The sequence below is a fragment of the Chloroflexota bacterium genome, from assembly GCA_026710945.1.
In the GTDB taxonomy this organism is placed as follows: domain Bacteria; phylum Chloroflexota; class UBA11872; order VXOZ01; family VXOZ01; genus VXOZ01.
On the sequence record JAPOQA010000044.1, the window covers coordinates 1 to 9274 of the forward strand.

The following is a 9274-nucleotide window of genomic DNA, read 5'->3' on the forward strand; positions in this document are numbered from 1 at the left end:
CCATGCGCTCCAGAAACCGCTCCCGCCGGGTCTTCCGCTTCTTCTGCGCGTACTCCAAGTCGGCAAACGTCGGCTGCTCCATGTCCTAGACCCCTCCTCACGTGGCTTCCTCGCTTGTTATGCTACTATGCCAGAAACTTGTTCAGAGAGTTCCTAGAATGCTCGTAAGGCGCTGGCAGCCGGGTCATTCGTTTCGGTTGCCCGTTTACTTAGACGCAAACGTGCTTGTTGGATACGTTGCTAGTAGCCATCACCTTTACAAGAGTTGTGATGGTGTCGTTGGAGAGTTGCTCGTTGCCGGTGCGCCAATCCTTGTGTCCATAATCTCTTTGCAGGAAGCGTGGTGGGCGATGTTCAAGGAATCCTACCGCGCGATCAATAGGCAAAGGCCCGGTTCTCGATTTTCAAGGAGCACATTTCGCAGACATAGGGCAGCGGCATTCGAAAAGCACAGCGACTGGATTGAAGGCGTCGCGCTAGCGATACACGATTGGCAGGAAGCCGGTCATCCGGTAGACGTAGTTCCGGATAGCAAGACCTTCGCTCCAGCAATGACCTCAGCGGCAATCCGCTATATGCGCGACCTTGAGTTTGCCCCTGATGATGCTCTTCACCTCGCCCTCGCAGAGGCGCACGCGGGGACATTCGTAACTGCCGACTCAGACTTCAAGCGAGCAGAAGGGGCGTCGTCCAGCAATCTTGAGATTCTTCATCTTGCCGGTACTAACACTTAGGTTTGCCCCACGAGTCTTTCTGAAACCCTCATACATCCTTCGGTAGCATTTTGCCTTCTCACTTGCGGACGATCTTGTTTGATTTTGACTACACGCTGGCAGACTCTTCTACCGGCGTGATTGCGAGTACGAATTCAGCATTGACAGCGCTTGGGTTGCCTGCCGCGCCGCCGGATCTCATTCGCCAAACCATCGGTCTCACGCTTGAAGACGCCTTTGCGTACGTAGTTGGGACAAGCGTGCCAGCGGACAGGTTTCCGGCTGCCAGCAAAGCCTTCGACCGCCTCTTCATCGCGCAGGCGGATGCCATCATGGCCGACCAAACGGTAATCCTCCCCCACGTCGCCGCGGCCATATGCGCACTGAGGCGGCGCGGCTATGCGCTGGGCATCGTTTCCTCCAAGTTCCGCTACCGCATCGAGCAGATATTGGAACGCGAGGACCTGAGCGCGGAATTCGACGTGGTTGTAGGGAGAGAAGACGTCATTGCATCCAAACCGGACCCCGAGGGACTGCTCACGGCCATGGCGGCGCTGGGGAGCGTACCGGCGAACACCTGCTACGTTGGGGATAGCGTGACCGATGCCAAGGCCGCGCAGCGCGCTCGGGTGCCCTTCATCGCCGTGCTCTCCGGCGTCACCACGCAGGCAGAGTTCACTGCCCACGCTTGCCACGCTGTCATTGCCAACATGGCCGAGTTGCCGCAAGCGATCGCTTGCTAGAACGTCCGTATTCCCTCTGCAGTACTTGCAAGACCGCTGCTACGCCGCTCGTTCTCTCCAAATGACGGAAGGTCCGCACCCCAGCCCGCTCATTACGGAATGGTTAGCGTTTGTGGCTATGGTCGCGGGCGGACTCTTGTGCGAGCATGGAGGAGTCTCTTTTTGCGCTTCTCTCGGCCCGGTTCGGCCAGATACAGGCAATGTACTCACTGCTGTTCACACATTTCCGGCGAGCAGAAATACTTGCCGTCCTGGCGCACCGCAACTTTCGCTACCTATTCCTGGCGCAGGTTGCCAGCGGCGTCGGCGATGCGATCTACTGGGTTGCCCTGCCCTGGCTCGTGCTCCAAGAATTGGGAACTGCGATGGCCGTGGGCATAACCGGCGCCGCTGCTGTGACACCGTTCATCATTCTGTCACCGTTCGCCGGCGTGCTCGCGGACCGGGCGGACCGCAAGTCTCTCATGGTGCTTTCACACGTCGCGCGGGTGGCTGTGTTGGCGGCACTATTTGTAGCGGGACGCCTGACGTCTTTGGATACGTTGCACTTTGCCGTTGCCGGCTTTCTTCTCACCGCGGCGGGGCTGCTCATCTATCCCGCCCGCGCGGCGATCCTGCCGAACCTGCTGCCGAAAGAAAAGTTGGTTGCGGGAAACGCCGCCTTAGCGGCGGGTATGCAGGCAATAAGAATTGGCGGTACCGCCGCAGCGGGGTTCCTCTTTGCAGCTATCGGCGGCCTGAATGCGCTTGGCGGCGTTCTCATTACGTATGGCATTGCGGCAATACTGATGAGCAGAGTAGACGCCCCCGCGCAGGCCGGAAATCGGAGCACGTTGAGCACAGGAGCTAAGCCTCACGCGAGGCTGGCGAGCATGCTGAGAAACACCAAGTCAGACCTGGTACTTTCGGTGTCTTTCATACTCAAGCACCCCTTGATACGCGCCATGGCCGTTGCCGGGCTAATCCTCAACGCGTTCCACTATCCGGCTTTGGGGCTGTTGCTTCCGGTGTATTTCCGCCAAGCGTTACAGGCGGGCCCGGAGTCGTTCGGCCTATTCAGCGCCATTGAATCCGCTGCAATTCTCATCGCTCTGCCGGCGGCGCCGTGGCTGGCAAGACAACTCGGCGACGGCAAGCTCAGCTCGATAGCGCTTGCTGCCATGGGCATTTTGGTAGCGGGGCTAGCGATTGCGGGGCAGCTCTGGCACGTGTTTGCCATCGCAGTCCTCATGGGTTTCCTCACCGCAGGCGTGCTGCCGATGCAGAGCCTCGTGCAGGCGGAGACCCCCGATCACATGCGTGGAAAAGTAGTAGCAAATCTCGTAGTGATCAACGCTGGGTTCACGCCATTCACCGCGCTGTTGGGTGGTTTCTTGATCGATGCAATAGGGGTGAGACCTATTTACCTGGTCACCGGAATTGTCGTAATTCTCTCCGGAGTCGGCCTCATGCTGGTGAAGGAGGTCCGACAGGCACGGCTTGCCCAACCGTAGAGGACATGCGGCCAAGATTGCCCGAGCAGACTAGTGGTCCAACAACATTGTAATGATAAATAGGTGTAGGCAGCAGGGCGAGGAAACTGCGCAGGTTACGCGCACGTCCCGTGCGAACCTACGCTACCCGTCAATTCAAGCTTGCTGAACCGCTAGTCGTGAGCAACCGCGAGCGCAAATGAGAAATGACTAGAATGTGGCAGAATCGAGCCAGCAGAGCGGGGCTTGGCTGAGGGTACACTGCGCCTGATGCTGGCTTAACTAGCGGATTGGCAGCTCTCCTACAGCAAGCGGCGGCGGGTCTGCAGGCGAATATGCTGGGGAACAGCCTCAGGATCGTCAGCAGGACGCAACTCCAGAAAGATGCCGCCGGACTGTCCGATGACGGACCCGGTAGACTGCGGCTCTGCGTCGTCCTCGCCGGTCAGTTCCCAAATGATAACGGTATCGTCAATCTCCATGGGGACCGACTTTCTGCCGCCGGGTGGAATACGGTGCACAACCGTATCCCCGTTCACCGTGATGCGCTGTGCCGCGTTCCCCGCATTCGTGTAGTCCAGACGATACACCGCCACCGGTTTTGCTGCTCCTTGGTATTCGCAACCGTTGCTCGGCTACGCTGAGACGTCATCTGCTCATCTACGTTGAGAGGCCGTCGCGGACGAAGTCTTGTATGAGAAAAGGACGACGATCCCGGCCTTGCCCAACTTCCATGATACCAAGTCTCTCACGTTCAACCCAACCGCTGCCGCCCGCAGCCGAGAGCATGTGCCGCGTGCCAGACGTCTAAGTCTTCTTTGATGCGCGGAGGATGCGGCGCCGACCGGCCCCGCAGAGCACGTTCAATTGACCAAGCATGGCACCAGGGTGGCAAGAGTGTGCAATCCCATGGTATTCGGCAAGACCCACTCGGCGATCCTCTATGAGTTTCGACACTTGCCGATACCCATTGATAAGTACTTTAGACGCGCATAGTAGGCATACCCTTTTCGTCACGAGTATAATGGGGCCTGTGGGAAACTGCGTTACCGCGACTAAAGTAGTTGCCATGCCGACCCTCGTAACACCGCAAGCGTTTGATTCAGCCCTGTCTACCGACCAGACCCCTGCCGTGCGGGCATTTGCCGATGCCCTTGGTGCGGGAGATCACTGGTATAGTGCGCTTTTGGGCGCCGTCCATCTCTGGAGTCGCGACGAAGAGTGCTATGGCGGGCGCTACTTTCGGTACATGATTGCCGGTGAAGCTCTTGACCTATTGCTGGTCATGGAGCGCATTAGCTGGGACTTCCGGCAGCTACTCCCGCAAGAGGAATGCGAGGCGCTGTTCTTTTTCGCACGACCGCCGTTTACCTATTCGGATAGAGATTTCGCCCATCTGCTGGGAGAAGAGAAGTACTGCGCTTACCTCAACTATTTCTATGGCGTCACCCTTGAAGAGGTGCTCCTCCACGCGGTGGATGACGAGATACAGAAGGCTACGAATTACGGTGTTACCCGCGATTCACGCGACCCGGAAAGCCTCTACACACGCCTGTACGGCAAGGACGAACATGAACTCTTGGTGGAGTTTTGCGCAGAGCGAGATAAGCGGGTCAATGGCGTTATAACGCTCACCGAGTGGAAAGAGTTCCTCTATTGGCTCTTCAAGCAGCGTATTGCGAGCTCACTGCCGGAGCGACTTGCCAGCGACTCGCAGAAGGGCTTAGACACCCTGCGCATGCTGCGGGGCACGTATCCGGCAGGACCTTTTGACACGCTGCGGGGGTTCAGTGAATAATGCGCCAACTCATTTTGCTTCTCACGGCGCTCGTCCTGGCGCTGGTGCTTTGGGTGGAATTCCGCACCCGGCTGTCCCGCAGCCTCAAGATCGTGGCCTGGCTCATTCCCTCCATGCTCGTCATACGTCTTTTCTTCAACTGGTCGTGGGAGGATGCCACTTACCTGGTGCTTATAGTTGGTGTTGGTGGGCTCGTTTGGCTGGCGGTCTGGTATATTACCGGCCGCATCGTGCGCGGCCAAACCGAGAAGTAACGCAAGTCGCATTGACGCAAGCGGCCAATTGCCGAATAATACTACAGAAGAAACCTGAGGGTAACCGCTATGCCGCAAGGAATGTCAAAACGGGACGAACAAGAGCTGAGGCGGCTCCTCGACGGCATTGAAGTATACGTGCCGGAAGAGAAGCAGCGCATCCGTCGCGCGCCTCCGTCGCTGCAGCGTGCCCTCTACGCCATCCTTGATCGATTCGGGCCCAGTGGGACGTTGCTCTTACTGGGACTTGGCGGACTTGTGCTTGGTAACGTGCTGAGACTTACGTTTCCGCTGGCAGCGCCCCTGCTTGGTGTCGCCGCCGCGTGCTGCTTTGGCGGCGCGCTGTACCTTGCTTTCCGTGGCAACCGGCGACGGGCGGCGCCTATGTGGCGCGGCCGGGAAATGACTGACAGGACTCCAAGTTTTATCGATCGCCTCCAACGCAAGTTGCAATCGCGCCGCCGCTTCTAGTGTGTCAACGACCTCGACACAACCCCCTTTTCTAGCCGTGTACGCTACGCAGTATTCACCTCTCAGTCGCTAAGGAGAACAATGATGTTTCAGCGGCTTCTTTCGTGTCCCATGCAGGCGCTAAGGCAATTTGACCTTAGAATGTCGTCAGTCGCGTGGGCGCTGCTACTCTGCCTCAGTGGTATTCTCTTGTTTACTGCAGCCGACTATGAAACGTGCACTGATGACATTGACACCGACGATTGCGCAACGCTGCAAACGCTTGGGATCGCAGAAGCGCTGCGCGGGGACGGCGGCGCGGAGTTGAATTGGGGGCCGGAAACGCCGCTCAACGAGTGGACCGGCGTCACCATAGACTCAGAATCGAAGCGTGTGACCCGGCTGGATCTCCGCAACCTCGATCTTAGAGGAACTATTCCCGCGGAGTTGGGCCTCCTCACCGGCCTGGAACGGCTGTGGCTTGCTGGTAACAGTCTAACCGGCGACATTCCACTGGAGTTGGGCGATCTCGACAATCTGGAGTGGATTACGCTGCGCGGCAACCAACTGACCGGATGTCTGCCGGATGAATTCCGCAACATCCCATATGGCGATGTCGGCCAGCTCGAAATGCCGTATTGCGCGGAGAACGAGTACGCGACGCTCCTGGAGATAAGAGATACGCTCGTAGGCGATGGCACGGCACTCAATTGGGCCGACGACCTTGACGTCAGCGAGTGGGAGGGCGTGAGCCTGAATTCCCTGATGCGCGTGACTTCCCTCCGACTTTCGGAACACGGGCTTCGCGGCACGCTCCCGGCAGGGCTGGGCGACCTTACCCATCTGGAATCTCTCAATCTCTCGCGCAACTTGCTTAGTGGCACGCTCCCCGTGGAGTTGGGTAATCTCACCAACCTCGGTTCGTTGAACCTCTCACGGAACGGTTTGACCGGCGCGTTGCCGGTGGAATTGGGCAATCTCTCCAACTTACGATCTCTTTCGCTCCACTACAACCGGTTGTCCGGCGAGATTCCGGCGGAGTTCGGCAATCTCTCTAATCTGACGTCGATGGTGCTTTCCTACAATCAACTGTCCGGTCAGCTTCCGGTAGAGTTGACCACCCTTCCTGAGCTGCGGACGATCCATATTTCCTTCAACCGACTGACGGGCGAGATTCCGGCAGAGATTGGCAATCTAACCAACCTGAGCACGTTGGTGCTTTGGAACAATCAACTCACCGGCCCCATACCGCCGGAGTTGGGCAATCTCACCGAACTGAGCGACATCGACCTCGATAGCAACTTCCTGACCGGTGAGATACCGGTGGAGTTGGGTAACCTTACCAACCTGGAAGCCTTATGGTTGGACAATAACTTCCTCACCGGCGAGATACCGGTGGAATTGGGCAACCTCTCCAATCTGTGGGCCCTGGGCCTGGCCGGCAACCAACTGACCGGCCCCATCCCGCCGGAACTGGGCAACATTCCCTTTATCGCCTACTTGGTGCTCAGCGGGAACGAACTTACCGGTCCTATCCCACCGGAATTGGGCAATCTCGTCCATTTGCGGGACTTCAATCTCTCCGACAACCAACTGACCGGTGAGATACCCGTGGAGATCGAGAACCTGGCTTTTGTGCGGACTTTCCGGCTTGCCAACAATAGGCTTACCGGCGAGATCCCGGTGGAGTTGGGCAATCTGCTCTACCTGGAAGTTTTGTCCCTGGCCTCCAACCAACTGAGGGGCAGCATTCCCGCCACGCTGAGCAACGCCGGCAAACTGGAAGTGCTGGACCTTAGCGATAATCAACTGAGCGGCGCGATACCCGCCTCGCTGGGCAGTCTGTCCAGTCTGGGCGAACTGGATCTCTCCCACAACCACCTGACCGGCGAGATCCCGGTGGAGTTGGGCGAGCTTGCCAACTTGACGGTATTGGATCTGGGCCACAACCGGCTGGTGGGCAGCATTCCGGTTGCGTTGAGCAAGCTCCGCAGCTTGCAAGAACTCGGCCTCTGGAACAACCAGCTCACCGGCAGCATTCCGGCCGAACTCGGTAACCTGGCGAACCTGCGGTCAATGGATATGCGCCACAATCAGCTCTCGGGCGAGCTGCCGGCAACACTCGGCAACCTCTCCAATTTACGTGAGCTGGATATTGACGAGAACCAATTCATCGGTAGCATTCCGCCGGAATTGGGCAACTTGCTCAACCTGCGTGAGTTGGACCTCAACGAGAACCAGCTTACCGGCAGCATCCCCGCCACGCTGGGTAATCTGACGAACCTGGAGTGGCTGGACCTTGATGAGAACCAGCTTAGCGGCAGCATTCCGGCCGAACTCGGCAACCTGGTAAATCTGCAGGCGCTGGACTTGGGCGAAAACCAACTGAGCGGTTCAATACCCGCCTGGCTCGGTAACCTCAACTCGCTTAAGAAACTCGATCTTGGTGGGAATCAACTAACCGGGTGCATACCGAGTGCGCTGCGCAACGTCGAATACAGCGACCTGGATGAGCTCGGTTTGCCGTTCTGCAGCGATTAGGAGCGTCCCAGCATTCCGTGCGGGGATGCTGGCAAACAAGGCGAAGGTGAGCTCAGGCTGGCGGTTATGCCGCCAGCCTGAGTTCAGTTTACGCAGTCACGGCTAAAGCGGCGTTTGGCTCAATGCGCATTGGCATACTCGGCGGCACGTTCGACCCTATTCACTGCGGACACTTGATAGCCGCGGCAGCGGCGTGCACCGAGCAGCGGCTTGACCGCGTGCTCTTCATTCCGGCGAACCGTTCGCCGCTCAAGCCCGCCGCACGAGCTTCTACGTGCCACCGGGTTGCCATGGTGCGCCTCGCAATTGCAGACCGCCCCGCCTTTGCGCTCTCTACGATAGACATCGAACGTCCTCCCCCGAGCTATGCGGTGGACACTGTGGCGGCGCTCCGGCGTGAGTCGCCTGATGACTCATTCGTCTTTATTGTCGGCGCCGATCAACTTGCCGAACTTCCGCAGTGGCGGGCGCCGGAGCAGCTCCTGCATGCGGTGCCGGTTGTTGCCCTCACGCGTCCTGCAACGGCGTTTAGCTCGTTGGACGCTCTGACAAGCCTCTCGCCGGCAGCGCGCGCGCGTATCACCGTGCAAGAGATTCCGGCAGTCGACATCTCCGCTAGCGCTATTCGCAAGCGCGTTGCCGCCGGTAAGACTATCCGCCACCTGACCCCAGCCCCCGTGGCCGACTACATCGAGACGCACCAACTCTACCGGCGCGGGGAAGTCGAAACGAACCAATAAGCGCCCGTGTGCCCCAGGACTCCGGGAGAATTCGCGAAAGATGCCAGTGAGGCGGAGAGTTCATGCGGAGGTGGGGTTGGGATCCACGTGCCTTCATCCATGTATCCCGGTCTCTCAAGGGGCCGTTGCCAAGACCCATTCACCTTGGTGGGTGAAGGGCGGGACTGGAGTGAAAGGGGCTCCACTGCGGATTTCTACAATCTTCCCACCTCCCCGGAGTCTACCGGACCGGCAGGGCTATGCAAGAGTCGCCGCAGGAAGCTTGTGGGAAGTCTGTTTTGGTGACAAATGGGTAGGTGCACGACATGTCGCGCTACTACACAGCCTGCTTGTGTTCCCGCCGAGCCTATCACTTTGTGCGTCCCGGCGCGGGGAGATGGGCTGCAGCTCGCATGCTTCGTGGTCTCAAGGTGGGTCTCTCGATTTGGCCCCTGTAGGAGCCAAGAGGCCGCCAATTCCTCTGCAACACACAGGAATTGTAAATGTCAGGTAATTCGTTGACAGATTTGGCAGAAGAAACATGGGAGCAGAACTCTGTGCTTGCCTACATGTCATTCCGAACG

At 58.4% G+C, this 9274-nt stretch carries 9 protein-coding genes; 8 read left to right on the forward strand and 1 reads right to left on the reverse strand.

Annotation, left to right across the window (positions count from 1 at the left end; translation table 11 throughout):
• The first annotated feature begins 158 nt into the window (after window positions 1-158).
• The 3 genes from OXE05_08955 to OXE05_08965 all read left to right on the forward strand — a co-directional run bounded on the left by OXE05_08955 (window position 159) and on the right by OXE05_08965 (window position 2949).
• Window positions 159-734, forward strand: coding sequence for a type II toxin-antitoxin system VapC family toxin (locus OXE05_08955; GenBank protein MCY4437443.1), 576 nt, complete (start codon window positions 159-161; stop codon window positions 732-734).
• 74 nt (window positions 735-808) lie between these two features.
• Entirely contained in the window at window positions 809-1456 is a 648-nt protein-coding gene (locus OXE05_08960; GenBank protein ID MCY4437444.1) for an HAD-IA family hydrolase, read from the forward strand.
• 146 nt (window positions 1457-1602) lie between these two features.
• Window positions 1603-2949 carry an MFS transporter gene (locus tag OXE05_08965; protein MCY4437445.1) on the forward strand — a complete coding sequence of 449 codons (1347 nt, stop codon included), beginning with the start codon at window positions 1603-1605 and terminating at the stop codon, window positions 2947-2949.
• A gap of 281 nt (window positions 2950-3230) precedes the next feature.
• Here the strand turns inward: OXE05_08965 and OXE05_08970 are convergent, their stop codons facing one another.
• Window positions 3231-3524 carry a hypothetical protein gene (locus OXE05_08970; protein MCY4437446.1) on the reverse strand — a complete coding sequence of 98 codons (294 nt, stop codon included), beginning with the start codon at window positions 3522-3524 and terminating at the stop codon, window positions 3231-3233.
• Window positions 3525-3997: 473 nt separating this feature from the next.
• Here OXE05_08970 and OXE05_08975 point away from each other — a divergent pair, with 473 nt between their 5' ends.
• The 5 genes from OXE05_08975 to nadD all read left to right on the forward strand — a co-directional run bounded on the left by OXE05_08975 (window position 3998) and on the right by nadD (window position 8711).
• Window positions 3998-4726, forward strand: coding sequence for a hypothetical protein (locus OXE05_08975; GenBank protein MCY4437447.1), 729 nt, complete (start codon window positions 3998-4000; stop codon window positions 4724-4726).
• Complete coding sequence (locus OXE05_08980) at window positions 4726-4980, forward strand: hypothetical protein (protein ID MCY4437448.1); 255 nt, start codon at window positions 4726-4728, stop codon at window positions 4978-4980. The genes OXE05_08975 and OXE05_08980 overlap by 1 nt, the downstream gene beginning before the upstream one ends.
• A 69-nt stretch (window positions 4981-5049) precedes the next feature.
• Window positions 5050-5451, forward strand: a complete 402-nt coding sequence (locus OXE05_08985) for a hypothetical protein (GenBank protein MCY4437449.1) — start codon at window positions 5050-5052, stop codon at window positions 5449-5451.
• Between the two features lie 84 nt (window positions 5452-5535).
• Window positions 5536-7971 (forward strand): leucine-rich repeat domain-containing protein, encoded by a 2436-nt coding sequence (locus OXE05_08990; protein MCY4437450.1) that lies wholly within the window; start codon window positions 5536-5538, stop codon window positions 7969-7971.
• Window positions 7972-8093: 122 nt separating this feature from the next.
• Window positions 8094-8711 carry a nicotinate-nucleotide adenylyltransferase gene (nadD, locus tag OXE05_08995; protein ID MCY4437451.1) on the forward strand — a complete coding sequence of 206 codons (618 nt, stop codon included), beginning with the start codon at window positions 8094-8096 and terminating at the stop codon, window positions 8709-8711.
• Window positions 8712-9274: the final 563 nt, after the last annotated feature.

What these genes read in the sequence shown, in the direction of transcription:
- OXE05_08955 (MCY4437443.1), top strand. Translation starts at nt 159, where the DNA reads ATGCTCGTAAGGCGCTGGCAGCCGGGTCATTCGTTTCGGTTGCCCGTT.
- OXE05_08965 (MCY4437445.1), top strand. Translation starts at nt 1,603, where the DNA reads ATGGAGGAGTCTCTTTTTGCGCTTCTCTCGGCCCGGTTCGGCCAGATA.
- OXE05_08975 (MCY4437447.1), top strand. Translation starts at nt 3,998, where the DNA reads ATGCCGACCCTCGTAACACCGCAAGCGTTTGATTCAGCCCTGTCTACC.
- OXE05_08980 (MCY4437448.1), top strand. Translation starts at nt 4,726, where the DNA reads ATGCGCCAACTCATTTTGCTTCTCACGGCGCTCGTCCTGGCGCTGGTG.
- OXE05_08985 (MCY4437449.1), top strand. Translation starts at nt 5,050, where the DNA reads ATGCCGCAAGGAATGTCAAAACGGGACGAACAAGAGCTGAGGCGGCTC.
- OXE05_08990 (MCY4437450.1), top strand. Translation starts at nt 5,536, where the DNA reads ATGTTTCAGCGGCTTCTTTCGTGTCCCATGCAGGCGCTAAGGCAATTT.
- nadD (MCY4437451.1), top strand. Translation starts at nt 8,094, where the DNA reads ATGCGCATTGGCATACTCGGCGGCACGTTCGACCCTATTCACTGCGGA.